We start from the raw sequence: 24,899 nt of genomic DNA, 5'->3' as shown, positions 1-24,899 counted from the left end.
GGCGCCTAGGCCAATCGCGCTTGGCCCAACGCCTGGCCCGCGAAACCGCCGGCGAGGTGCTGTTCGATGCCGCCAGCCGCGGTCGCTATGCCACCGACGCCTCGCTCTACCAGATCGAACCCATCGGCGTGCTGGTGCCCAGCCGCGCCGACGACGTGGTGGCTGCCCTGGCCATAGCCGGCGAGGAGGGTGTGCCCGTGCTGCCGCGCGGCGCCGGCACCTCGCAAAGCGGCCAAGCCATCGGCGAGGCCCTGATCATCGACACCAGCAAGCACCTCGACCGCTTGCTCTCCTTCGATGCCGAGGCGCGGCGGGTGGTGGTCGAGCCGGGGCTGGTTCTCGACGATCTCAATCGCCTGCTGAAGCCCCATGGCCTCTGGTTTCCCGTCGACATCTCGACCTCCAGCCGGGCCACCATCGGCGGCATGGCCGGCAACAACGCCTGCGGCTCGCGCTCGCTCCATTACGGCAACATGGTGCACAACGTGCACGCCATCGACGCCGTCCTGATCGACGGCCGCGAGGCCCAATTCGGCCCCCCGCCGGCGGCTGGGGAGGGAGCCCGGCCGCCCCAGCAACTGCTCGCCGCCATCCACGACATCGTCCGGCGCCACCACAGCGAGATCGCCGAGCGCTTTCCCAAGATCCTGCGCTCCGTTGCCGGCTACAACCTCGCCAGCCTCGATCCCTGGACAGACAATCTGGCGCCGTTGCTGATCGGCTCGGAAGGCACGCTGGCCTATTTCCAGCGCCTGCACCTCGATTTGCAGCCCTTGCCGCGGCACAAGGTGCTGGGAATCTGCCATTTTCCCACGCTACGCGCCGCCATGAAGGCGACGCCGGAGATCGTGGCGCTGGGGCCGGTGGCGGTCGAGCTGGTGGATCGCACCATGATCGATCTGGCGCGCCACAATCCGCTGTTCGCGCCGACCATCGACGGCTTCTTCGACGCTAGCGCGGCGGCGCTGCTGCTGGTCGAATTCGCCGGCGACGAGTATGAGCCCTTGAGCCGCGAATTGCGCCGGCTGGGCGAATTGCTGGCTGAGCTCGGTCACGGCGAGGGTTTCGTCGAGGCCCTGGAGCCCGGCTTCCAGGCCGGCGTCTGGGAGATCCGCAAGGCCGGACTCAACATCCTCATGGCCATGAAGGGCGACGGCAAGCCGGTCTCGTTCATCGAGGACTGCGCCGTGCCGCTCGAGCACCTGGCCGACTACACCGACCGGATCAGCGCCGAGTTTGCCCGCCTGGGCGTGACCGGCACCTGGTACGCACACGCCTCGGTGGGGTGTTTGCACGTGCGCCCAGTGCTCGATCTCAAGCAGGCGGAAAGCCCCGCCATCATGCGGGCCATTGCCGAAAAAGCCGGCGCCCTGGTGCGGCAATACAAAGGCGCCTATTCCGGCGAACACGGCGACGGCCTAGTGCGCTCGGAATTCCTCGAGCGGAATTTCGGACCCCGCCTGGTCGCCGCCTTCGGCGAGGTCAAGCAAAGCTTCGATCCCGAGGGTCTGATGAACCCGGGCAAGATCGTCAAACCGTCGAAGATGGACGATCGCACGCTGTTTCGCTATGGCCCCCACTACCGGCCGCTGGAGATAGAGGCGGCGCTCGACTGGTCGGACTGGGGCGGCCTCTTGCGGGCCACCGAGATGTGTAACAACAACGGCGCCTGCCGCAAATCGGCCGGGGCTGTGATGTGTCCCTCGTTCCGCGCCACCGGCGACGAGCAGCACCTGACCCGGGGCCGCGCCAACACGCTGCGCCTGGCACTTAGTGGCCAACTCGGGGGCCAGCTTGGCGAGGACGCTCTGCGATCGCCGGCGCTGGCTCAGGCCTTCGAGCTCTGCCTCGCTTGCAAGGGCTGCCGCCGCGAATGCCCGACCGGCGTCGATATGGCGCGCCTGAAGATCGAGGTGCTGGCCCGGAATCAGACTCCAAGCTGGCGCCAGCGCCTGATCGCCGGCCTGCCGAGATACGCGGGGGCGACCTCGCGCCTGGGCTGGTTGCTCAATCTGGCGGAACAGAACGCGGTATTGCGATTTGGCCGCGAGAAGCTGCTCGGGTTCAGCCGCCACCGCCGGTTGCCGAGCTGGCATCGCCGGCCCTATATCGAGGGCGAGGCCGGGTCCGGGGTGGGCCCCGGGGTGGCGCTATTCGTCGATTGCTTCCATCGCTGGTTCGAGCCCGACATCGCCCGCGCCGCCCAGGCTGTACTGAGCCGGGCCGGCTGCCGCGTTTTGCCGGTGCGGGCGAGCGGCGGCCGGCCGCTTTGCTGCGGCCGCACATATCTGACCCAGGGCCGGGTCGAGGAGGCCCGCGTCGAGGCCCGCCGCTTGCTGCGGGTGCTGCGGCCGCTGGCCGCCGAAGGCCTGGCGATAGTCGGCCTCGAGCCCTCCTGCCTGCTCACGTTGCGTGACGAATACCCGGCGTTGCTGGAGGCCGAGGAGTTGGGTGCGGTGCCGGATGCGGCCAAATTGCTGACCGAGTTCATCGTCGAAAACGAGGGCCGGCCGGGCTTCGATCTGGGGCTCGGGGCGCTGGCCCAAAAGCGCGCCCTGGTCCACGGCCACTGCCACGAAGCCGCCTTCGGTGCCGTGGCGTCCCTGGAAGCCGTGCTGGCGCTGATTCCGGGTCTGGCCGTCGAGACCACGGCCGGCGGCTGCTGCGGCATGGCCGGTGCCTTCGGCTACGAGGCCGAGCACTTCGAGCTCTCGCGGCGCATCGCCAAGCAGGGCCCGCTGCCGGCGGTGCGTGAGGCTGCGGCCGACACCATTATCGTCGCCGACGGCAGCAGTTGCCGCAGCCAGTTCCGCGACCTGGCCGAACGCCGGGCGTTGCACGTGGCGGAGGTGCTGGCGCTGGCGCAGGGCGGCGAAGGTTAGCGCTTGCTCAGTCCGAATCCGTCGGTGCCGAAACCCGGAAATTTCGGATCGAGGACTCTGCTCAGCAGCCGCGCCGGGTCGCCGTGGATCTGGGGTGTCTGGTCGCGGCCGAAGCGCCGCCGAGCCTGGTAGGCCATCTCGCCCTGCAGGTAGCCGCGAATCTCGCCCAGCGATACCCGGCCGTCGGCGTCGCCGCCGCGCTCGGCCCGGTCGGCTTGACCCAGCAGGCCTTCGAGCAGGTAGCGGGTAAAGAGGCCAAGCCCGGCCGTGGTATCCCAAGATGCGATTTGGCTGCCATCGGCGGCCGTCAGGATGGCACCGTTTTTCAGGCCACCCGGCAGCTTTGCCGCGAGATAGATGCCCGAGGCCGCCGGCAGCAGTGCGCCGCCGTGCGAGAGCCCCGAAAAGCAGGTGTCCAGTATCACCGTGATGCCGCGGGCCCGGGCCTTGGCCAGGTTGGCGATCAGCGTATCGATGCCATAGCCCGTGAGGCGCGCCTTGCCGGGATCGCCGTCGCTGGGCAGCAGGTAACCGGCACCACCACGGCCGGGCACGCCGTGGCCCGAATAGTAGACCAGGACGTCCGAACGCCCGGCCCGCACCAGATCGTAGAGCCGGCCCTGGTGTTCTTCGGATGAGCCGAAGTGGGCCATCAGGTCGGCCTTGGTGGCGTCGCGCAATTCGACGATATTGCGCTCGGCGAAGCCCAGCGTCTTGTGCACGTAGGTCCGCATGGCGGCCAGGTCGTTGTGGGCAAAGCGCACCTCCGGTACGTCACCGTGGCGGTAGCGGCGGTTGCCGACGATGATGGCCACGGCGTCGGGATTGGCGGGACCGGCGGGGAAGGTGACGCCTTCGGGCGCGGCGGTGGGCCGGGCCGGGGCCGGGGCCGGCGCTTTTTCGGGCACGCTCTGGTTGGCCTTCCCGGGCGGCAGGTGAATGGCGCGGCGGTGGATCCAACCGATGGGCCGGCCGCCCTCGGCCACTTGGCCCCAGCCGCTGGGTAGGCTGGCGATGACATGGACCAGGTCGCCGCGGCCGAGGTGGCGTAGGATGGGCGATTTGGCGTCAGGCAGGTCGCGTAGCGGCGCCCCCTCGATGCCGACCTCGACGATCAGGTCGCGCTGCACCAGGCTGGCGGTCAGCTCGGCCAGGCGTTCGTGGCGCTGGCGCACCAGGGCCGGCGTGACGGTGCCGTCGCGGGGTCGGGGAGGCACCTGGACGTTCCGCGCCGCTGGCGGTCGCGGCCGGCGCGCCGGGGCCGCGGTGGCGGCGGGCAGTGGGCGGGAAAGGACCCCACGTTCGCGGATCTGCTCGGCCCGTTCCTTGAGCTCCTCGTAACGCACCTCGGCCCGCTTGCGCTGGTGTTGGTTGCCCGAGAGGAAAGTCTCGGCCATCACCTTTTTCTGCTTGGCCATCTGGCGGTTGAGCCGCGCCAGGGCCTTCAGCGTCCGGGCCCGGTTGCCGTGGGCGCGCGCGGCCCGGCGCTCCAGCGCCTTGGCTTCCTCCAGGTATTCATAGGCGTAGCCCATGAATTCGCGATAGTCGTCGAGCGAAGCCCTCTCTTCGGCGCGCACCCCGCCGGCCGCCAGCGCCAGGCAGAGGGCGGCGGCAAGGAAAGGAAATATGCTTCGCAAGGCAGTATTCATGGGCCGATTGAGGTTAATCCGGATCGGTTCAGATTTCCCTAATGCCTATGCAAGGATTAGAGCCGGAATCCGGCGATACGGGCGGAAAAAATGCCCCCGGGTGTGCTAAGTTCAGGTTTTGTTGCAGCGATTGCGAGCCTGCCATGACCTCCAGCCCGCGCTTCGAGGCCGTCGAAATGCCGCCCGGTGCCGATGAATTGAGGGCCGAAGTGCGTGCCTTCCTGGCCGCCGAGAAGGCCCGCGGCATCCCTTTCAGCCAGCAATACGGCTTCGAATTCTCCGCCGATTTCAGCCAGAGCGCCGGCCGCCAGGGCTATATCGGCTTAACGAAGGTGGAAAACTCGTTGATAGTCACTTCGAATTTTCCAATCGCGAACTTGTTGAGGATCGTGACCTTGCGAACAGGTTTCTCTTCGCTGCTGCCGTCGCCGTTGAGATCGCCCATTCGGAAGCTGCCCGCCGGGATCACCACCATCTCAGGGCAACCCTCACAATCGCGGAACGTTGAACCAGGGTCAAAATCCATCTCGGCCGCCGGTTTGGCTTGTGAGGGCCGGGAGGGCAGCTTGGGCGGGGCCACGACCATGGCTATAGGTTGCGGCGTCTCTTTCAACGCTTTCAGCATATCCCGTGCCGTGCTGGCAATGGGGCTGGAGCCGAAAGCAAGCAAAAACACTGCCAGGAGAGCAGTGAGGAATTTCAGAAATTTGAAGTTCATCTGTATCGTTTCCTCCTTGGATCAGAAGCATACGACATCTGGATTAGAAGGAAAAACACCACTCCGTCTAAATCCGCTCTGATGACCGAAATGGGTCAAGCGCGTCGTTTTGGCGCTAACGCCGTCAGGCTCGCTGTACGCCCAGCAGCGGATGCCCAGATGCCATGGGGCAACGGAGGGGAAAAAGTCGGCAACCGGATTTTGGTTCTGGCACCGATTGGCGTCGAGGCCCGGCGCCCTGGCGCTACCAGACCTCGCCGGCCGGACGCAGCTCGACGTTGAAGGACCAGGCGCCGGGGTCCTGGTGGGCCACTTGGTAGACCGTTTCGGCGATGGCATCGGTTTTAGCGAAGCGTTCGTCGGGGAGGTTCGGGAACCGTTTGCGGGTCCAGCGTAGATCGATCACCGCGTCGATCACCACGTAGGCCACGTGGACGCCCTTCGGCCCCAGCTCGCGGGCCATGGCCTCGGCCAGAATTCGCTGGGCCGCCTTGGTCGGCGCGAAGCCGGAAAAATCGGGCTTGCCGCGCCAGGCCGAGGTGTTGCCGGTGACGATGATCGCGCCCCGGCCGGCCGCCACCATGGCCGGCGCCACGGCGCGGCCGAGGTGCAGAAGACTCATGGTGTTGACCTGGAAATTGGCTTCCATTTCGGCCGGATCGATGTCCAGGAAACTGCCCCAGACGCCGCGGGCGGCGTTGTGGACGACGATCGAGGGCTCGCCCAACTCGGCCCGGCAGCGCGCCAGGGAGTGATCCAGCGCCGCGGGGTCGGTGATGTCGCAAGGCAGCGCCAGACTACCCGGCAATTCGGCTTCGAACTCCTTCAAGCGGCTTTCCGAACGCGCCAGCAGCGCCACCCGGTAGCCGCCGGCCGCCAGGCGCCGCGAGATGGCACCGCCGGTGCCCCGGCCCACCCCTGCCACCAGGGCCACGGGCCCTTGTTCGTTCATGGCTGAATTCCCTGTTGTCGCGGTCAATCCGGCGGCCAGCCGGCGTGTTGTTGCAGGTCGTCGGCGATGCGGTACCATTGCACGCAATCCGCCACGAACATGTGGCCGCGAACGGTCAGCGGTGGGTCGCCATCCAGCGTGCCTGCGGGAACAGCCAGCATGTCATCGCCGGTCTGGCCATGCACCAGGACATGCGTGCCACAGACGGGGCAGAACTCGCGCACGCCCGCGGCCGAGGAGCGATAGGCCACCAGGCGTTCACGCCCGGCCAGCCAGCGCATCTGGTCGGGGCGCAACATGACGTGGGTCGAATAGGCTGTGCCATGGGCCTTGCGGCACATGCCGCAATAGCAGTGCATGGCATTGAGAAACTTGCGCTCGATCTCGTAGCGCACAGCGCCGCACAAACAGCCGCCGGGGAATCGATTCATGGTGTCATGGTCAGGCGTTGTTCGCCTGCTCCAGGTCGTAGGCGCTTTGCAGGTTCATCCAGAATTTTGCCGAGTTGCCGAAATACTGCCCCAAACGCAACGCCGTATCGGCTCTGATGGCGCGCCGGCCGTTGAGGATGCCGGTAATGCGGCTGCCCGCCACCCCGAGGTCGAGGGCCAATCGGTTGGCGCTCAATTGGCGCTCGTCCAGCTCGTCCCTGAGGATTTCCCCCGAATGGATGGGATTCGCGGTCATGCTTTTTCCAATTCCTGCTGCCTCAGCTTGAAGCGTTGCACCTTGCCGGTTTCGGTGCGCGGCAGTTCGCTGACGAAGTCGATGGCGCGGGGGTACTTGTAGGTGGCGATGGTGGCCTTGACGTGGTCCTGGAGCATTTTGACGGTGGCCTCGCCCGCCGCCGCGCCCTCTCGCAGGATCACGAACGCCTTGACGATGAAACTGCGCTCGGGGTCGGGGCTGGCGACCACGGCGCATTCCTGCACGGCTTCGTGGTCCAGCAGCGCTTCCTCGACCTCGGGGCCGGAGATGTTGTAGCCGGCCGAGATGATCATGTCGTCGGCCCGGGCCTGGAACCAGAAATAGCCGTCCTCGTCGCAAAGATAGGCGTCGCCGGTGTAGTTCCAGCCGCCCTGGGCATAGCCCGCCTGGCGTTCAGGGTTGGCCAGATAGCGGCACCCCGTGGGGCCGCGCACGGCCAGGCGGCCGACGGTGCCGGGCGGCACCGGCTTGCCGTCGTCGTCGGTGACTTGGGCTTTGAATCCCGGGATCGGCTTGCCCGTGGCGCCGGGCCTTATTTCATCCCCGGCCGCGGCAATGAAAATATGCAGCATCTCGGTCGAGCCGATGCCGTCGATGATGCTTAACCCGGTGGCGTGGCGCCAGGTCTCGAAGGTGGGCAGCGGCAGGGTCTCGCCGGCCGAGACGCATTTGGCCAACGAGGAAATATCGTGCTCCGCCACCAGGCCGGCCATGGCGCGGTACATGGTGGGGGCAGTGAAGCAGACCGTGGCGCGGTGCTGCTGGATGCACCCGAGCAATACGTCGGGCCCCGGCGTCTCGATCAGGGCCGTCGCGGCGCCGGCATGCATGGGGAAGGTGACCAGCGCGCCCAGGCCAAAAGTGAACGCCACCGGCGGCGTGCCGCAGAAGACGTCGTCGGGCCCGGGTTTCAGCACATAGCGCGAGAAGGTGTCGCAAATCGCCATGATGTCGCGGTGAAAGTGCGTGCAACCCTTGGGCTGGCCGGTGGTGCCCGAGGTGAAGGCGATCAGCGCCACGTCGTCGGCCGAGGTCACGACGTTGGTGAAGTCGCCGGATTTTCCGACCATCAGTTCCTCGAGGCTGCCGGGCTCCGGTTCCGCGCCGGTGGGGCTGAAGTAGAGCGCCCGTTCGAGGCAGCTCGAATCCACCAGCGTTTGCTCGAGCTCGTCCGCCAGCCGCCGGTCGCATAGCGCCAGCGCCACCTCCGCCTTGTCGGCCATGAAGGTGAGCTCGCGGGCGCGCAACAGCGGCATGGTGGCGACGGCCACGGCGCCCACCTTCATGACGGCGAACCAGACCGCCACGTACATGGGATTGTTGGGCGCCCGCAGCAGCACCCGGTTGCCGGGCTTGATGGCCAAATCGTCGGTCAGCACTTGGGCGATGCGGTTGGCGCGGTCTTGCAGCTCGGCGTAGCTCCAGGTGAGCTCTCCGAAATGCAGCACCGGGCGCTGGCCGTTGCCCTCGGCGATGTGGCGGTCGAGGAGTTCGGAGGCGCAATTGATATGCTTGCCGTAGGCCGCCAGCTCGGGCAGCGAAGACCAGTCCATCTCGGCCCAGTCCTCCTCGGGCGGCAGATTGTCGCGGGCGAAGCTGTCGTGATGGGCGCTGGGATCAAGCATGGTGATGCTCTGGCAGGGCAGGGGGGGGGCCGGCACAGTGTAGCGCTATGCCAACCCACCCAACATCCCGTAAAGCTAATTACCCTCGAATGCGGGCTTTTCCTTGGCCACGAAGGCGTCGTAGGCGCGCTTGTAATCCTTGGTCATCATGCAGATGGCCTGGGACTGGGCTTCGGCCTCGATGGCCTCGTCTATGCCCATGGTCCATTCCTGGTGCAGCGCGCGCTTGGTCATGGCGTTGGCGAAGGAGGGACCGTTGGCCAGGCGCGCCGCCATCTCTTGGGCCTCGGCCAGCAGGTTCTCGCTGTCGCAAAGCCTGTTGAAGAAGCCCCAGCGTTCGCCTTCCTCGCCGCTCATGGAGCGCCCGGTATACAAGAGATCGCTGGCCCGGCCCTGGCCGATGATGCGCGGCAGTATGGCGCAGGCGCCCATGTCGCAGCCGGCCAGTCCGACGCGATTGAAGAGGAACGCCACCTTGGCGGCGGCTGTTCCGTAGCGCAGGTCCGAGGCCATGGCCAGGATGGCGCCGGCACCGGCGCAGATGCCGTCGATGGCCGATATCACGGGCTGGGGACAGGCCCGGATGGCCTTGATGGCCTCGCCCGTCATGTGGGTGAACTTCAAAAGGTCCGGCATGTCCATGCGCACCAGCGGGCCGATGATGTCGTGCACGTCGCCGCCCGAGCAGAAGTTGTCCTCGGCGCCGGTTATCACCACGGCCCGGACGTCGTCGACGAACTGCAACTCGCGAAAGACGTCGCGGATCTCGCCGTAGCTGTCGAAGGTCAGTGGGTTTTTGCGCGACGGGTTGTTGAGCGTCATGGTGGCGACGTAGCCGTCTACGGTCCAAAGGAAGTGTTCGGGCTTGATGGCGGCGGGGTCGACGATTTTCATCTCATGTCTCCTGTTTGCTTGGCGTTGATGAGGGAACGTTTCAGTTTTGCCAGCAGGGCCAGCAGTTGTTTCATTTCGGCCTGCTCGAGGCCGCCGATCAGGTCTTCGATCCAGCCGTTGTGGATGGGCAGCATGGCGTCGAAGGCGCATTGACCCTTGTTCGTCAGGCGCACCATCTGGCTGCGCCGGTCGTCGGGCGCCGGCGAGCGCGAGACCAGCCCCTCCTTGACCAGGCGATCGATCAGTCCGGTGACGTTGCCGTTGGAGACCATGAGCCGGTGCGAAAGCTCGCTCATGGTCAAATTCCGGCCGCGATCGAGCTGGGCCAGCATGTCGAAGCGCGGCAGCGTCGTGGCGAAGCGCCGCCGCAGGTGCCGGCGCACCTGCTGCTCGATCAGGGTCGAACAGGTCAACAGCCTGAGCCAGGTTCTGAGCTCGGGCTGGCCGCCGTCGGCAAGCGCCGATTCGAGATCGCCGACCTCGCTCACGGCATGGCCTCGCCGCCGTCGACCATGATCGACTGGCCGGTCACGGCGCCCGAGGAGGGCAGGCAGAGCCAAGCCACGGCCTGGGCCACCTCGATGGGCTCGATCAGCCGGCCCTGGGGGTTGTACTTGGTGATCTCGGCCAGCGCCTCGGCGTCCGTCCGCCCCGTCTTGGCGACGATCTCGGCCACCGATTCGGAGACGATGGCGGTAGCGGTGAAGCCCGGACAGACGGCGTTCACTGTGACGCCCTTTTGCGCCACCTCCAGTGCCAGCGAACGCGTCAGCCCGATCAGGCCGTGCTTGGCCGCACAATAGGCCGTAACGTAACGATAACCTATCTTGCCGGCCGTCGAGGCGATGTTGACGACGCGCCCCCAGCCGGCCTCGAGCATTGCCGGCAGCACTGCCTGGGTGCAGCGAAAGGGGCCCGAGAGGTTGGTCTCCATGACCTCGTGCCAGAGCGCTTCGTCGACCCGGTGAAAGGGCGCGCTGGGCGAGATGCCGGCGTTGTTGACCAGGATAGCGACCGGGCCCAGGGTGTTAGCCGCCCACTCGAATCTCTGGGCCACCTGGTCGGCCTGGCCCACGTCGACCTGGTAGTGGAAGACCTGGCCGCCATGGGTGGCGATCAGGATTTCGCGTTGCTGTCCCAGCGCCTCGCTGTTGCGGCCCATTAGCGTGAGGTCGGCTCCCAGCCCGGCTAGCTCAGCGGCGATGGCGGCGCCGATGCCGCGGCTGCCACCGGTGACCACGGCGTGGCGGCCGGCCAGGGGGCGGCCCTGTGGCGGCGCCTCTGACAAACTGGGGGGCATCGTGGAAATCCGTTCTTCGGACAATTGTTTTAAGTATAAAATACCATCCGCCGCTTGGGCAAGTTTCTCGCCACAAGTTTCCCGAAATTCGGCGCCAATTCATGATATAACGCCAAGCGGGCGGCGGTTTTCTTGCGGGAGGGGGCAATGACTGTTGCGGTGTTGCATCCGCTGGGTGGGAGCGGGCCCAAGCGCTCCCCCATCACCGAGGAACGGCTGGCCGGCGTGCTGGCGGACCAGCGTGCCGCGGCAGTCCGCGAGGGCACGCCGGGGGCGGCCCAGCGCCGGGCCGATCTCGACAAGCTGTTGAAGGCGGTGCTGGCCAACCAAGTCGCCATCGCCGAAGCCATCGCCGCCGATTTCGGCCACCGTTCGCCGGTCGAGACGGCGCTGGCCGAGGTCTACACCACGGTCGACACCATCCGCCATGCGCGGCGCCACCTGGGACGCTGGATGCGGCCTCGCCGCCGGCCGGTATCGCTGCCCTTCCTGCCGGCCCGGGCCCAGGTGGTCTATCAGCCGCTCGGCGTGGTGGGCATCATCTCGCCCTGGAACTATCCCTTTTATCTGGCGCTGAGTCCGCTGATCGGCGTCCTGGCGGCGGGCAACCGGGCGATGATCAAGCCTTCCGAGTTGGTGCCGCGCACAGCCGATCTGATCGAGAACCTGATCGCCGATACCTTTGCCGAGGATCAGGTGGCGGTGGTCACCGGCGGTGTGACGCTGGGCGAGGTCATGGCCGGGCTGCCCTTCGACCATCTGCTGTTCACCGGCTCGACCCGCGTCGGCCGCCTGGTGATGCGGGCGGCGGCCGCGAACCTGACGCCGCTGACGCTGGAACTGGGCGGCAAGTCGCCGGTCATCGTGGCGCCGGGCTTCGATCTCGAACGCGCCGCCCGCTCGATCGTCGCCGGCAAGCTCTTGAATGCCGGCCAGACCTGCATCGCGCCCGACTACGTGCTGACGCCGGAGGGCACGCTCGATGCCCTGGTGGCCCAGATCAAGCTGTTCGTGGCCCGCATGTATCCTCGGCTCGGCGACAATCCCGATTACAGCGCCATCGTCAACGAACGCCACTTCGCCCGCCTCAATGGCCTTGTCGAGGACGCCGTCGATCAGGGCGCCCAGGTCATCGAGATCAACCCGGCCGGCGAGGATCTTACGGCCGGCGGCCCGGGCCCCGGGCTCAAGCTGGCGCCCAAGCTGGTCATCGAGCCCAGCGACCGGATGCAGGTCATGCAGGACGAGATCTTCGGACCCATCCTGCCTATCCGCAGCTACCGCGTGCTCGACGATGCCCTGGCCGATGTGGCGGCCCGGCCACGGCCGCTGGCGCTCTACTATTTCGACAGCGACGCCAGGCGCATCGAACGAGTGCTCGGGGAAACCGTCTCGGGCGGCGTCTCGATCAACGAGACGCTGCTGCACGTGGCCCAGGAAGCCTTGCCCTTTGGCGGCGTCGGGCCCAGCGGCATGGGCCGCTACCACGGTTTCGACGGCTTCGAGAGCTTTTCGCACAAGAAGGGCGTGTTCCGCCAAAGCCGCCTCAACGGCACGGCGCTGATGCACCCGCCCTACGGCAAGCTGGCCCGCACGATGCTAAAGACGCTCATCGGCCGGTGAGCGGCACCGCCGCGCTTTTTTCGCGCCGCGAGGCGCTGCGGCTGGGGCTGCTGGCGACGCTGTTACCCAGCACCGCCGCCGCCACCGCCTCGGGCGGCTCTTTGAAGGGTCCGGATCGTGCCCTCTTTGGCGCCTTGGCGCCGGTGCTGCTGGCCGGCGCACTGCCCACGGGCGATGATCGCCCGGCCGCCATCGCCGCCGTGGTGGCCGGCGTCGAGCGCGCCGTGGCCGGGCTGCCGCTGTCCACTCAGGCCGAGCTTCGGCAGCTTTTCGATCTGCTAGGCTTTGCCCCCACACGGCTTTTGCTGACGGGGTTGTGGGACGACTGGCCCGAGGTTTCGCCCGAACGCCTGGAGGCCTTTCTCAGTGACTGGCGGCAGAGCCGGCTGGGGTTGCTGCGGGTGGCTTATTTCGCACTGCACGAGTTGGTCTTCGCGGCCTGGTACGGCGATCCGCAATCCTGGCCGCGCATCGGCTATCCCGGGCCGCCGGAGCTAACATGACGGGCCTGCTTCCCGGTCCCCACAACGTCTTCGACGGCAGCGCCATAGCCGACGACCTGCATCTCGCCGCCGACGTGGCCGTGGTCGGTAGCGGTGCCGGCGGTGCCATGGCGGCCGAGGTGCTGGCACGGGCCGGGCTCGAGGTGGTGCTGGTGGAGGAGGGGGGCTACAACCAGGCCGCCGATTTCACCCTCAAGGAAGCCGACGCCTACCAGGAGCTCTACCAGGAATCGGCCGGCCGCAAGACCGCCGATAAGGCCATCAGTCTGCTCCAGGGCCGCACCGTCGGTGGCTCGACGACGGTCAACTGGACCACCAGTTTTCGCACACCCGCGCAGACCCTGGCCCACTGGGCCGAGGTCTGGAACGTCGTGGGCCTGGGTCCTGGCGATCTGGCGCCCTGGTTCGCCGCCCTCGAGCAGCGCCTGGGCATCGAGCCCTGGGATTATGAGCCCAACCCCAACAACGCCGCCCTGGCCCGCGGGGCCCGCCGCCTGGGCTGGCGGCACGGCGTCATCAGCCGCAACGTGCGCGGTTGCCAGGATCTCGGCTATTGCGGCCTGGGCTGCCCGGTCGATGCCAAGCAATCGATGCTGCTGACCGCCGTCCCCGGCGTCTTGGCGGCCGGGGCGACGCTGCTCACCCGGGTCCGGGCCGAACGCGTGCTGCAGCGCCGCGGCCGCGTGCGCGGCCTCGAATGCCGGGCCCTGGAGCGCCGCGGCATCCGCCCCAATGGCCACCGCGCCATGATTACGGCCCGCCATGTGGTGGCGGCCGGCGGCGCCATCGGCAGCCCTGGCCTGCTGCTGCGCTCGGGGCTTCCGGATCCCCATCATCGCCTCGGCAAGCGCACCTTCCTGCACCTGGTGAACGTTTCCACGGCCCTGATGCCGGAGCCCGTGCGCGCCTTCGAGGGGGCGCCGCAATCGATTTACAGCGATCACTTCTTGTGGCCCGGCGGCGGCAAGCTCGGCTACAAGCTCGAGGTGCCGCCAGTGCATCCGCTGCTCGGCGCCACGGTGTTTCGCCTGCACGGGCGGCTGCACGCCGAGATGATGGCCCGCTTCGCCGACACCCAGGCCATGATCGCGCTGATGCGCGACGGCTTCAACACGCACGAGCCCGGCGGCACGGTGCGGCTCCGGGACGACGGCAGCCCCGAGCTCGATTACCGTCTCAACGGCCGCCTCGAGGACGGCCTCAAACGGGCCTATCTTTCCATGGCCGAGTTGCAGTTCGCCGCCGGGGCCGAGAGCGTATTGCCCCAGCATACCGAAGCCCAACCCTATCGCTCCTGGCCCGAGGCGCGTGAAGGAATTTCCCAACTGGCCATGGCGGCCCACCACGCCGGGCTCTTTTCGGCCCACGTCATGGGCGGCTGCGCCATGGGCCAGAACCCCAAGCAGGCTGTCGTCGACAGCCGCGGCCGCCACCATCAGGTCGAGGGACTTTCGGTGCTCGACGGCTCGCTCTTTCCCACCAGCCTGGGCGTCAACCCCCAGCTCACGATTTTTGCCCTGGCCAGCAAGCTGGCGACGGAGCTGGCGCGCGAGCTGGGTGGAAGTTAACGAGCGAGCTGTTGAATATGGCAGGCCGGGTCGTCGGCATTCGACACCTGGGCGTCCGTTGCTGGGGGTAGAGCGAGCATGCCGGGGGCGGGGCCTAAACGACGCGGTTGACCCCAAGCCAACACGGCGAAACGCATCGTTGCAACGGATCAGTTTCGGCAGTCGAAGGAAAACTCGCAGGTGGGTATGCGAACTTTCCCGTTGATCTCCTTCCACTTCAAAGGGCGGCGGCGCACCATACCCTTGCTCACACGGTGCACCTCGACGACAAGACGGGGCGGCTTGGTTCGCGTATCCGCGTCCAGCACGACGAAAAAGTGCCCTTGGTCGTGCAGCATGAACATCTCTTGGGGACGCGAAGGTGCGCCATGGTTTCTTGTGGCGAAGGGTGACGAGGTGATTTCGATGAAGCGCTGCTGCACCTGGTATCCGGCCGTCAGGTGGCGATCCCCGGAGAGCAATACGACCCCTTCAATGCCGCTGTCGCGGATGAAGTCGAACAGCCCGTTTCGCTCCCTCGTGAAGCTCCGCCAAGAGTCTGATGTTCCCGAGCTAGTCCACTGGTTGCCGCTGACGAGAAACCTGAGCGTCGCCTTGGACCCGGCCAACTCTCGTTTCAGCCATGCCAACTGGGTCGGACCCAACATAGTCTTTTGACCGTCGTCTTCGGAAACATTCGGCGACCTGTGATAGCGAACGTCGAGCATGAAAAATTCCACGTCGCCCCAGGAGAATTTGAAATAGATACCGGGATCGGTGGGCTGACCGTAGGACGGGTTGGCCCACAATTCCTTGAAAGTGCGCAACACCTGCTGCTTGCCGACGGCAGTGCCGTCACCATCCCCGAAGGCGGTGCCGCCGGCGTAGTCCCAGTCGTCCCAGATCGCCAGCATCGGAGTGACAGCCATGACCCGGCGGTAGGGTCGCAGCCCGCGGTGCCAGTAATACATGCGACGCAGGACAGCTACGTCCTTCGATTCCGCGTAGACGTTGTCGCCCAAATGCAGGACGAAATCGACGGGAACGTCCGCAAGCGCCCGCCACGCCGCCATGACGGAATCCTTGACCCAGCGCTGGTGGAGCTGATCTTCGAAGCCGCCGATGCAGGAAATGAAGGCGAAGCGGAGATGCCCCCGGGAGCCTGCGGAGGGCGCCGTGACGAAGGAATGAGGCGAACCCGGGGCGGGTTTTCCATCGAGCGTCGCCTTGTAGAAATAGCGCTTCGCCGGCCTGAGCTCGGTCACCCGTGTGACGCCCATGTAGTCGGATTCGGCTTTCAGGTCCGGCCCGGCAACCGCTCTTCCCTCTTGCAGATCGGCGCTCTCCCCAACGATCACTCCTGCGCTGGCTGGCCCCGAAGCCTTGATCCAGATAAGTGCCTCCGCCGGTCCGACGTAGCCGAGCAGCGGCCCCAGTTCGACGGTTGCCAGAGGCTCGCCCGCTCCTGCCCTCCCTTCGATCGAGCTGAAAACGAGCAGGAGCGGCAATAAGATTTTGAATGCGAAATAAGGCCTCATGTCGAATCCGATAATTGCCTTGCCAATCAAAGTCCTCCTGCGCCCGATACCGAGACAAAACACACTGCTTGGCGACACCTGCAAATAAGAACCGCCTTTCCAAGTAGTGTCGGATTACCTGTTCGAGATGTAAATCGCCGACCCGAAAACCGGCAATAGTTTTTGGCTCGCCGAAGATACCGCTCCGAACCCAAGCCAAACCTCGCCACAGGCATTCCCAGGTCCGGAATTGGCTGCTCGCGATAGTTCGGAACCCGGCCCGGATCGTCCGAAATTGGGGGTAAACCCGACGCTCTGGCCGAGCCGGCCTTCACGCCAAAACAACAATCTCCGGCCTTTGTTCGTCGCTTCCGCATCCTTGCAGCCTTTCGATCATCTCGCGAGCCCATGAGACGGAGGTTTTCTACTTTTTCGGCATCACTGAAAGCGTTTTGCTCGTAGTCGGGCGCAAGACCTTGGGGTTCGTGAGGCCAACAAATCCTCGCCGCTGGTTGGCCCCAATACCCGGAAGTGGTGGTAACATGATTATCTTGGGAATGTTCGGATTTGTCCGCTTCGACCGACCCCCCTTTCGGGAGACAGGGAACAATGACTGCAGAAAACAAAAAATACGATTCTCGGCCGCTTGAAGGGCAGGCCCATGTCAAGGGCGATGAGGCCCCGGAGCTCTGGCGGCGCACGATTCCGGATGTGCTCAAACAATCCGTCGCCGCTTTTCCAGGGCGCGAGGCGGCCGTCTTCGTCGAACAGGGCGTGCGCTGGACCTGGTCGGAGTTGGATGCCCAGGTCGATGCCCTGGCCGCCGGTCTCCATGGGCTGGGCCTGCGCACCGGCGACCGCGTCGGCATCTGGTCGCCTAACCGCTACGAGTGGCTGCTGACCCAGTTCGCCACCGCGCGGCTCGGCGTCGTGCTGGTGACCATCAACCCGGCTTACCGTGTGGTGGAGGTCGAGTACGTCCTCAACAAGGTCGGCTGCAAAGCCCTGGTCACCGCCAACAGCCACAAAACCAGCGACTATGTCGGCATGCTCCAGACCTTGGCGCCTGAGCTCGCGAAGTGTGCCCCGGGGGCGCTCTCGGCAGCCAAGCTTCCCGACCTGAAAACCGTCATCCACATGAGCAACGAAACCGTGCCCGGGATGCTCTGCTTCGATGATGTGGTGGCCGATGGCCACGATGTCGAGGTCGATCTCGACGCCATCTCGGCCGCTCTTGCCCCCGACGATGCCATCAACATCCAGTTCACTTCCGGCACCACCGGCGCTCCCAAGGGGGCGACGCTGACGCACACCAATATCGTCAACAACGGCCGTTTCGTGGTGGCTGCCCAGCACTTCACCGAGCACGACCGGCTCTGTATCCCGGTGCCGCTTTATCACTGTTTCGGCATGGTCATGGGCTCGCTGGGCTGCGCCACCACGGGTGCCACCATGGTCTTTCCCGCCGAAGCTTTCGATGCCGATTCGGCCCTCAAGGCACTGGCCGGGGAGAAATGCACCTCCGTTTATGGCGTGCCCACCATGTTCGTCGGTATGTTGCAGCATGCCGATCTGGCGAGCTTCGACTTTTCCGCGCTGCGTACCGGGGTGATGGCTGGCGCGCCTTGCCCGATCGAGGTCATGAAGCGTTGTGTCAGCGAGATGAACCTCGCGGAAATGACCATCGCTTACGGCATGACCGAGACCAGTCCGGTCTCTTTCCAGACCGCCGCGGACGAATCACTGGAGCGCCGGGTCTCTACCGTTGGCCGCGTTTTGCCCCATGTCGAGTGCAAGGTGATCGACGACAGCGGCCAGACCGTGGCGCCGGGACAGCAGGGCGAGCTTTGTACCCGCGGCTGGTCGGTCATGAAGGGCTACTGGGACGAGCCCGAGCGCACGGCGGAGGCCATCGACGGCGACGGCTGGATGCATACCGGCGATCTCGCGACCATCGACGCGGAGGGCTACGGCAACATCACCGGGCGGGTCAAGGACATGCTGATCCGGGGCGGCGAGAACGTTTATCCCAAAGAGGTCGAGGACTATCTCTACCGCCACCCCGCGGTGCAGGAAGTGCAGGTCTTCGGCGTGCCCGACGCCAAGTTCGGCGAGGAGATTTGCGCCTGGATCGTGCTCAAGGCCGGTGAGAGCGCCACGGAGGACGACATCAAGGCCTTCTGCCGCGACCAGATCGCGCATTTCAAGATTCCCCGCCATGTGCGCTTTCGCAGCGAACTGCCGATGACGGTCACCGGCAAGGCCCAGAAGTTCAAGATGCGCGATAGCATGATCGATGAGCTCGACCTGAAAGTCGCAGACACGGCCTGACAGGCACCGCCTGACAGGCACGGTCTGACGGACGAGGGATTTCAGCCATGAGCAATGCCGACGACGTTGTCCTCATTCAGCACGATGGCCAGATTCTGCGCCTGACCGTCAATCGGCCCGAGCGGCGCAACGCGCTCACCGTGCCGATCTTCAGCGCCTTGCGGGAGGCGCTGAGCAACGCCGAACAGGATCCCGAAATCCGCGCCATCGTCATTACCGGTGCCGGCGACAAGGCCTTCTCGGCCGGGGCCGATCTCAAACCCGACACCGAATACAGCCCCGTCGAACGCGGCAGCCAGCGCTTCAACCATCCCATCGTCGATCTTTTCCACGTCGTCGAGCGGTTGTCGAAACCGCTGGTCGCCCGCGTCAACGGCCACGCCATGGCCGGCGGCATGGGGCTGTTGGCCATGTGCGACCTGGCGGTGGCGACAGATGACGCCAAGTTCGCCTTGCCCGAGGCGCGCATCGGCCTTTTTCCGCTGCTCATCAATACCTATCTGCAGCGCCTGGTGCCCTACCGCACGCTCTTGGAGCTCTGCCTCACCGGCGAGGCTATCTCGGCCGCCCGGGCGGCCGAGATCGGCCTGGTCAACCACGTCGTGCCCCGGGCCCAGCTCGATGCCCGGCTCGACGCCTTGCTCGGATTGATCGTCGCCAACGCGCCCCAGACGGTGCGCCGTGGCCGCCTGGCCATGCGGGCCATGCGCGACATGGCACTGGGCCCGTCGTTTGCTTTCGCCCAGGCCGAGGTTGCCGGCATACTCAAGAGCCCCGATTTCGAGGAAGGCATCGCCGCCTTCAACGAAAAACGCCCGCCGCGCTGGAATTCCTGAGGCCCGCGTTCAGCTCTCGGACGGTGCCCGCGGCACACGGCTCGAACCGGTCATTCAAGGGCGAAATCCAGGGCGATCGAACAATGGATGAGCGTCGTGTCGAAAACCGATACCTGGACGTTGCCTTGGTTGAGCAGCATTCCCACCTCGGTACATCCCAATATCAAACTGTCAGCCCCCCCTTCGACCAGCCGCTTCGCGATCGCGACATAGGCCGCCTCGCTCCGCTTCGTGGTAACGTCCAGGCACAGCTCTTCATATATGATGCGATGGGTCTCGGCACGGTCCGCGTCATTTGGCAGAACGGGGTTTAGACCGGCGGCAACCAGCCTGTCGGTAAAGAAAGACTGCTCCATGGTGAAGGCAGTCGCCATCAGTCCGGGCATCCCGAGTTCCATTGCTTTGATTGCCCGAGCCGTTGCATCCGCTATATGGATCACAGGAATCGTCACGCCGTTCATCATCTGGCTTGCCAGCTTGTGCATCGTGTTGGTCGCGAGAACGATCAGGCCGGCGCCTCCGCGTTCCAGCGCCTTTGCCTCGTCGTTGAGGATAGCGCCGGCAATTTCCCACTCTCCTTTCATCTGAAGCGCTTCGATGCGGGCGAAATCAAGTGAACGGATCAGCAATTCCGGCGAGTGAAGGCCGCCGAGACGCGCCCGTGTCAAGTCACATAGCTCGCGGTAATAGGTCTGTGTCGATGCCGCCGACATTCCGCCAAGGATTCCGATTGTTCTCACGAAGATACTCCGAAATGCTCATCGGCCAGCTTCCTCCCCAAAAGCCGAGGACGCGATGGTACGCTATCCATGATGGTCGAGCGAATCCTTGCGGCTGTGTGGCATCCGCTCGGAGAGCGGCGGAGGCTGCTCAAATCCGCTTCTCGATTCGCCCCCCGGTCTCTACGCGCTCAATCTTTTTCCTGCCATGATATTTCAAAGAGTTATTCAGCTATGTCAAAAATCAATCATGCACTGTTTTGCTCGTTCAGTGCCATCGCGCGCTCCAACTGGAAGACCAGCTCCAAGGAGTGAACGCATGGAAAGCGAAACGGTCGAACACGTCAGGCTCTGCAGGAAGCCGGTGTGCCGGTCGAATCCATTGGCAAGCTGCATTACCGCCAGGTCGAAGACGAGGCCGGTTTCGACGTCCAACACATTCCCATGCATGTGGTCGACGGCGTCGGCATGGTCTGGGGATCGATCCGCAATCCATCGCAGGTCAAGGATCCCAACGCCCGCATGCTGGGGAACCATATCGGCGCCGGGACATCGAAATACACCGACTACGACCGGGCCATCACCCGGCGCACCATCGAATGGCTGGAGGACCGCCAACGAGGCGGCGACGAGAGGCCCTGGTGTCTCTATGTCGGTCTGGTGGCGCCGCATTTTCCCTTGCTGGCGCCGCCGGAGTTCTTTGATCTTTACCCCTTGGATCAGCTACCTCCCAGCAAGCTGCATCCACGCGACGGCCACATCCCCCATCCCTGGCCGAAGGCCCAAGCCGGGTTCATGGACAGCGAAAGCCAGTTTCGCGACGAAGAGGAACGCTTGACCGCGATCGCCGCCTATTTTGGCCTGGTCTCGTTCACCGATCACAATGTCGGACAGATCCTGTCGGCGCTGGAGGAGACAGGCTTTCCTGCAGCGCCGCCAGGTAGCCCTCGGGCAGCTCGATGATACCGCCGGCGCTGAGGATGGGCTCGACGATGACGGCGGCCAACTGGCCGGTCGACTGGCGGTCGATCATGTCCCAGCCGAATTCGAACTCCTGGCGCCAGTCGTAGCGGCCGTCGCGATTGAAGGGCGAGCGGTAGGCGTGCGGTGTGGGCAGGGTCAAAATCCCCGCGACGGTGGGACCATGGCCGCGCCGGCCGCCGGCATAGGTGGTGGCGGCGGCGCCGCCGGTAACCCCGTGCCACGAGCGGTCGAAGGCCACGACCTCGAAACCGCCGGTGTAGGTCTTGGCCATCCTCAGCGCCGCCTCGTTCGCTTCGCCACCCGTGGATAACGGCAGCACCCGGTCGAGCCCGGCGGGCAGCATGTCGGCCAGGGCGGCGGCGAATTCGGTCACCGGGGCGGACAGAAAACCGCTGTGCAGGTGATCCAGTTCAGCCACCATGTCGCGCACCACGGCGACGATCTCGGGATGGCCGTGACCGAGAATGCCGCTCATCTGGCCGGACGTGAAATCGAGGATTTCACGGTCCTCGTCGTCGTAAATGTAAGGGCCATCAGAGCGCACGATGCGTTGCTCGGCGAAATTTCCGCCGTAGCGGAAGACCTGGTGGTCTCGGTCGTCGCTCATCACCTGTTTCCCATCACAACTTGGCTAAGGCACCATCGACTTGGCGATGATGGTGCGCTGGATCTGCGAGGTGCCGCCGCCCACTGTCGACTGCATGCCTTCGCGGAAATAGCGCTCGACGTCGTGCTCCGGCACCATGCCGTGGCCGCCGTGGATCTGCAGGCCTTGGCGCGACACCGTCTGCAAGGTTTCCGAGGCAAACAGCTTGGCCATCGCCACCTGGGCCGAGCAGGGCTCGCCGGCGGTCGCCAGCTCGGCGGCCCGGTAGACCATCAGGCGGGCGGCGTCGACCTGGGTCTGCATGTCGGCCAGCGTGTGCTTGATGGTTTGGAAATCGAAGATCGGCCGATCGAACTGGATGCGGTCGTGGGCGTAGCGGAGCGACTTGTCGACCACGGTCTGGGCGTTGCCGACGTAAGCGGCGCAGACCGCCACGCGTTCGAGCTCGAGGGTTCCGGTGATGATCTTCCAGCCCTCGCCCGGCCGGCCCAGGAGCGCCGAAGCGGGCAGGCGGCAATCGTCGATGAAGATCTCGGTGGTGCCGGTGGCGCGGCGCGCCAGCGTGGTCAGCGGCCGGATGTCGAGCCCCGGCGTGGTGTTGGGCACCAAAAAGACCGAAAGCCCTTGGTGCTTGGGGGCTTCGGGATCGGTGCGCACCAGCATGTTGAGGACGGCGTTGTCGGCCAGGGCGCCGCTGCACCAGAGTTTTTGCCCATTCAGCACCCAACCACCCCCCTTGGCCCCATCCTCCTCGCGAGCCCTGGTGGTGACGCTGGCGGCGTCGGAACCGACGCCCGGTTCCGAGATCGAAATCGAAAAGCGCATCTCGCCGGCCAGGAAAGGCGACAGGTAGCGTTCCTTCTGCTCGGCCGTGCCGTGGTGGACGATGTTCATGGCGTTGAAGGTGGGCACCATGATGGCGGCGGCGAAGTCGAAGCCGTACTTGCCCAGCCCCTCGCACATCAGGGCGTAGGAGAAGATGTCGCCGCCCAGCCCGCCCTCGTCCTCCGGCACCATCAGTCCCAGCCAGCCCTCTTTGGCCACCTTGGCGTAGCCTTCGTAGGGGTACTGGCGCTCGCGGTCGCAGCGGCGGATGTAGTCGAGGCCCACTTCCTGGTCGACGAAGCGGGAGACGGTTTCTTTCCAGAGGATCTGTTCGGGGCTGAGGAAATTCATCGCGGGGGTATCTCCCTGGTTGGGATTGGCCCCCTTATGATAGCTGAAATCCAGGCTTTCTTTAGGAAAACGCCTTGAAGGTCATGATGGTAAAGGTGTCCTTGACGTCGGGCAGCAACTGGATGCGTTCGGTGACGAAATGGCCGATGTCGGTACCGTCGTCGAGGTAGCACTTCATCAACAGATCGTATTGGCCCGATACCGAATAGACCTCGGAGATCTGCTCGACCTTGGCCGCCTCGTCGGCCACCGAATAGCAGCGCCCGAGTTCGCATTTGACCATGATGAAAATGGTTTGCACGGTGTTTCCCCGATCCCCCGAGCCTATTTCCGCCGACTGCCGCCGCCAGACGGCACCAGGAAAGCCGGGATGCTGTCCTGATCGCCAAAGCCCACGGTGGCGCCCTTGCGCCGGCTCGGCTTGGCTTTCTGGGGCCCGTCGTGAGGCGGGGTATCGGGCTGCGGTTTTTGCCGTTTATGGCCGCCGTTTTCGGCCGCCGGGCGTTGCTCATCGCGTCGTGGGCGCCGGCTTCGGCGCGGCTTTTCGGCTGCCTTTTCGGTCGGCGGTTCAGCCACGGCCGTGGCTGCCGGCGCCTCTGCTTCAGGGCTAGCCGCCGCCGGCGACGCCGCACTTTGGCGTCGCCGGGGGCGCCGGTCTTGGCTTTGCGAGCGCTCGCTCTGTGAGCGTTCGCGCCCGCGGCCCCGTCCGCGCCGCGCTGGAGCGTCATCTTCGAGCGTCGCGGCCGCGACGCCCGGGCTTTCCATGAGGGGAATCTCCCTGCCGATCAGCCGGGTTATGGCGTCCAGGTATTTGCTGTCGTCGGGCGCCGCCAGGGTGACGGAGATGCCGGGCATGCCGGCCCGACCGGTGCGGCCGATGCGGTGGATGTAGTCCTCGGCGTGGCTGGGGACATCGAAATTGAAGACATAGGGCAGGCCCGAGATATCGAGGCCGCGTGCCGCCACGTCGCTGGCCACCAGGAAGGCGATGTCGCGGTTGCGGAAGCCGTCGAGTGTCTCCATGCGCACGGTCTGGACCATGTCGCCGTGCAAGGCGGCGGCGTTGAAGCCGTGGCGCTTGAGCGAGCGCCCGAGGATGTCGACGTCACGCTTGCGGTTGCAGAATATGAGCGCCGCCTCGACCTTGCGCTCGCGCAGGATCTGGCGCAGCACCTCGCGCTTGTCGCCCCGGTTGACGACGATCAGGCTCTGGTCGACGGTCTCGGCCGGCGAGGTCGGCGGCGCGACGCTGATTTCCTTGGGGTTCATCAGGAACTTGTCGGCCAGGCGGCGGATCTCGGGCATGATGGTGGCGGAAAAGAACAGCGTCTGGCGCAGCGGCGGCAGCAGCTTGACGATGCGCTCGACGTCGGGAATGAAGCCCATGTCGAGCATGCGGTCGGCCTCGTCGATGACCAGCAGGTTGGTGCCGCTGAGCATCAGGCCGCCACGCTCGAAATGGTCGAGTAGCCGGCCCGGTGTGGCGATCAGCACGTCGACGCCGCGATCGATCTTTTTGTGCTGATCGACGAACGAGACGCCACCGATGAGCAGTGCCATGCTGAGTTTCTGGTATTTGCCGTAAAGCTCGAAGTTCTCGGCCACCTGATGGGCCAACTCGCGGGTGGGCTCGAGGATCAGGGCGCGGGGCATGCGGGCCCGGGCCCGGCCATGGGCCAGGATGTCGATCATGGGCAGCGCAAAGGCCGCCGTCTTGCCGGTCCCGGTCTGGGCCCCGCCGAGCACGTCGCGGCCTTGCAGGACATAGGGGATGGCTTTGTCCTGGATTGGCGTTGGCTCGTGATAGCCGGCTTCCTCGATGGCCCGCAGGACTTCCTCGCTGAGCCCGAGGTCTGGAAATGTCATATGGTCTGTTGTTCTCGGCGCGTGCGTGGGATGGCTGCCGCCTCACTGGCCGCCGGAATAGCCCAGGCGCCCGCGTAAGTCAACGCTGGAGCGCCGATTGATAAATACCGCCGAGCCATTCTCGCCTCCTCCCGACCACCCCGAGCGTACCATTTATGGGCGGATCGGGGGCCTGGATCACAAAACTGGGGTCGGAGTCACTGCTGTCCCACAAAGAGAAGGAAAAAGGCTTGGTTCTGAGCCCTGTGTGATACAATGGGTATGCCAATAACTCATTGATTCACAAGGGAGAACCAAGCCTTGAGTCATCATTGTAGCGTTTTTTCCCAGTTTCTCAAACTGGTTCCGAGACATGAATTCGCCGAACTCGCCAAAACCCATCATCAAGGCCGCCGCCTGCGTTCGATGAGCCGCTGGTCGCAGTTTGTGGCGCTGTCGATGGGCCAGCTTTCGGGACGCCAT

The 24,899-nt window shown here is 65.4% G+C and carries 23 protein-coding genes; 8 read left to right on the top strand and 15 right to left on the bottom strand.

Going from position 1 to position 24,899, the window contains the following annotated elements; all coding sequences use genetic code 11:
* Positions 1-20: 20 nt before the first annotated feature.
* Positions 21-2,882 (top strand): FAD-binding and (Fe-S)-binding domain-containing protein, encoded by a 2,862-nt coding sequence (locus QGG75_19795; protein ID MDP6069473.1) that lies wholly within the window; start codon positions 21-23, stop codon positions 2,880-2,882.
* On the opposite strand, the gene QGG75_19790 is transcribed toward QGG75_19795, so the two are convergent.
* The 9 genes from QGG75_19790 to fabG form a co-directional block, all read right to left on the bottom strand.
* Positions 2,879-4,531: a caspase family protein gene (locus QGG75_19790; GenBank protein ID MDP6069472.1), complete on the bottom strand. Its 1,653-nt coding sequence runs from the start codon at positions 4,529-4,531 to the stop codon at positions 2,879-2,881. The two genes, QGG75_19795 and QGG75_19790, sit on opposite strands and share 4 nt — an antisense overlap.
* A gap of 313 nt (positions 4,532-4,844) precedes the next feature.
* On the bottom strand, positions 4,845-5,249 hold the full coding sequence (locus QGG75_19785; GenBank protein ID MDP6069471.1) for an SUMF1/EgtB/PvdO family nonheme iron enzyme: 405 nt from the start codon (positions 5,247-5,249) through the stop codon (positions 4,845-4,847).
* Positions 5,250-5,493: 244 nt separating this feature from the next.
* On the bottom strand, positions 5,494-6,201 hold the full coding sequence (locus QGG75_19780) for an SDR family NAD(P)-dependent oxidoreductase (protein MDP6069470.1): 708 nt from the start codon (positions 6,199-6,201) through the stop codon (positions 5,494-5,496).
* 23 nt (positions 6,202-6,224) lie between these two features.
* Entirely contained in the window at positions 6,225-6,632 is a 408-nt protein-coding gene (locus QGG75_19775; GenBank protein MDP6069469.1) for a GFA family protein, read from the bottom strand.
* A 10-nt stretch (positions 6,633-6,642) separates the two neighbouring features.
* Positions 6,643-6,888 carry a HigA family addiction module antitoxin gene (locus QGG75_19770; protein ID MDP6069468.1) on the bottom strand — a complete coding sequence of 82 codons (246 nt, stop codon included), beginning with the start codon at positions 6,886-6,888 and terminating at the stop codon, positions 6,643-6,645.
* Complete coding sequence (locus QGG75_19765) at positions 6,885-8,534, bottom strand: AMP-binding protein (protein MDP6069467.1); 1,650 nt, start codon at positions 8,532-8,534, stop codon at positions 6,885-6,887. Before QGG75_19765 ends, QGG75_19770 begins: the two co-directional genes overlap by 4 nt.
* Positions 8,535-8,609: 75 nt before the next feature.
* Positions 8,610-9,428 carry an enoyl-CoA hydratase family protein gene (locus QGG75_19760; protein MDP6069466.1) on the bottom strand — a complete coding sequence of 273 codons (819 nt, stop codon included), beginning with the start codon at positions 9,426-9,428 and terminating at the stop codon, positions 8,610-8,612.
* On the bottom strand, positions 9,425-9,916 hold the full coding sequence (locus tag QGG75_19755; protein ID MDP6069465.1) for a MarR family transcriptional regulator: 492 nt from the start codon (positions 9,914-9,916) through the stop codon (positions 9,425-9,427). The genes QGG75_19760 and QGG75_19755 overlap by 4 nt, the downstream gene beginning before the upstream one ends.
* A complete protein-coding gene (fabG, locus tag QGG75_19750) occupies positions 9,913-10,728 on the bottom strand; it encodes a 3-oxoacyl-ACP reductase FabG (GenBank protein MDP6069464.1) in 816 nt (271 codons plus the stop codon). The genes QGG75_19755 and fabG overlap by 4 nt, the downstream gene beginning before the upstream one ends.
* 147 nt (positions 10,729-10,875) lie before the next feature.
* Here fabG and QGG75_19745 point away from each other — a divergent pair, with 147 nt between their 5' ends.
* From QGG75_19745 to QGG75_19735, 3 genes are read left to right on the top strand one after another with little or no spacing between them, the layout of a single operon-like run.
* Positions 10,876-12,351 (top strand): coniferyl aldehyde dehydrogenase, encoded by a 1,476-nt coding sequence (locus tag QGG75_19745; protein ID MDP6069463.1) that lies wholly within the window; start codon positions 10,876-10,878, stop codon positions 12,349-12,351.
* Complete coding sequence (locus QGG75_19740; GenBank protein MDP6069462.1) at positions 12,348-12,854, top strand: hypothetical protein; 507 nt, start codon at positions 12,348-12,350, stop codon at positions 12,852-12,854. Before QGG75_19745 ends, QGG75_19740 begins: the two co-directional genes overlap by 4 nt.
* Positions 12,851-14,422, top strand: coding sequence for a GMC family oxidoreductase (locus QGG75_19735; protein MDP6069461.1), 1,572 nt, complete (start codon positions 12,851-12,853; stop codon positions 14,420-14,422). The genes QGG75_19740 and QGG75_19735 overlap by 4 nt, the downstream gene beginning before the upstream one ends.
* A 149-nt stretch (positions 14,423-14,571) precedes the next feature.
* Here QGG75_19735 and QGG75_19730 read toward each other — a convergent pair whose 3' ends face one another.
* Entirely contained in the window at positions 14,572-16,017 is a 1,446-nt protein-coding gene (locus tag QGG75_19730; protein ID MDP6069460.1) for an alkaline phosphatase D family protein, read from the bottom strand.
* Positions 16,018-16,527: 510 nt separating this feature from the next.
* Between QGG75_19730 and QGG75_19725 the strand changes: the two genes are divergently transcribed.
* Positions 16,528-18,249, top strand: a complete 1,722-nt coding sequence (locus tag QGG75_19725; protein MDP6069459.1) for an AMP-binding protein — start codon at positions 16,528-16,530, stop codon at positions 18,247-18,249.
* Positions 18,250-18,296: 47 nt separating this feature from the next.
* Positions 18,297-19,085: an enoyl-CoA hydratase-related protein gene (locus QGG75_19720; GenBank protein MDP6069458.1), complete on the top strand. Its 789-nt coding sequence runs from the start codon at positions 18,297-18,299 to the stop codon at positions 19,083-19,085.
* A gap of 50 nt (positions 19,086-19,135) precedes the next feature.
* On the opposite strand, the gene QGG75_19715 is transcribed toward QGG75_19720, so the two are convergent.
* Complete coding sequence (locus QGG75_19715; protein MDP6069457.1) at positions 19,136-19,825, bottom strand: aspartate/glutamate racemase family protein; 690 nt, start codon at positions 19,823-19,825, stop codon at positions 19,136-19,138.
* Positions 19,826-20,170: 345 nt separating this feature from the next.
* Between QGG75_19715 and QGG75_19710 the strand changes: the two genes are divergently transcribed.
* Positions 20,171-20,767: a sulfatase-like hydrolase/transferase gene (locus QGG75_19710; protein ID MDP6069456.1), complete on the top strand. Its 597-nt coding sequence runs from the start codon at positions 20,171-20,173 to the stop codon at positions 20,765-20,767.
* Here the strand turns inward: QGG75_19710 and QGG75_19705 are convergent.
* From QGG75_19705 to QGG75_19690, 4 genes are all read right to left on the bottom strand, one after another.
* Positions 20,676-21,395, bottom strand: coding sequence for an aminotransferase class III-fold pyridoxal phosphate-dependent enzyme (locus QGG75_19705; protein MDP6069455.1), 720 nt, complete (start codon positions 21,393-21,395; stop codon positions 20,676-20,678). The genes QGG75_19710 and QGG75_19705 overlap by 92 nt on opposite strands.
* 24 nt (positions 21,396-21,419) lie before the next feature.
* The gene (locus QGG75_19700) at positions 21,420-22,571 is read right to left on the bottom strand and encodes an acyl-CoA dehydrogenase family protein (protein MDP6069454.1); all 1,152 of its coding nucleotides are present in this window, start codon (positions 22,569-22,571) and stop codon (positions 21,420-21,422) included.
* A 61-nt stretch (positions 22,572-22,632) separates the two neighbouring features.
* Entirely contained in the window at positions 22,633-22,872 is a 240-nt protein-coding gene (locus tag QGG75_19695; protein MDP6069453.1) for an Lrp/AsnC ligand binding domain-containing protein, read from the bottom strand.
* 23 nt (positions 22,873-22,895) lie between these two features.
* A complete protein-coding gene (locus tag QGG75_19690) occupies positions 22,896-24,437 on the bottom strand; it encodes a DEAD/DEAH box helicase (GenBank protein ID MDP6069452.1) in 1,542 nt (513 codons plus the stop codon).
* 300 nt (positions 24,438-24,737) lie between these two features.
* Here QGG75_19690 and QGG75_19685 point away from each other — a divergent pair.
* Positions 24,738-24,899: DUF4372 domain-containing protein (locus tag QGG75_19685; protein ID MDP6069451.1), on the top strand; the 162-nt coding region annotated here is incomplete at its 3' end.

The organism is Alphaproteobacteria bacterium (assembly GCA_030740435.1).
Lineage (GTDB): Bacteria > Pseudomonadota > Alphaproteobacteria > UBA2966 > UBA2966.
This window is presented reverse-complemented; position numbering and strand designations above follow the sequence as displayed.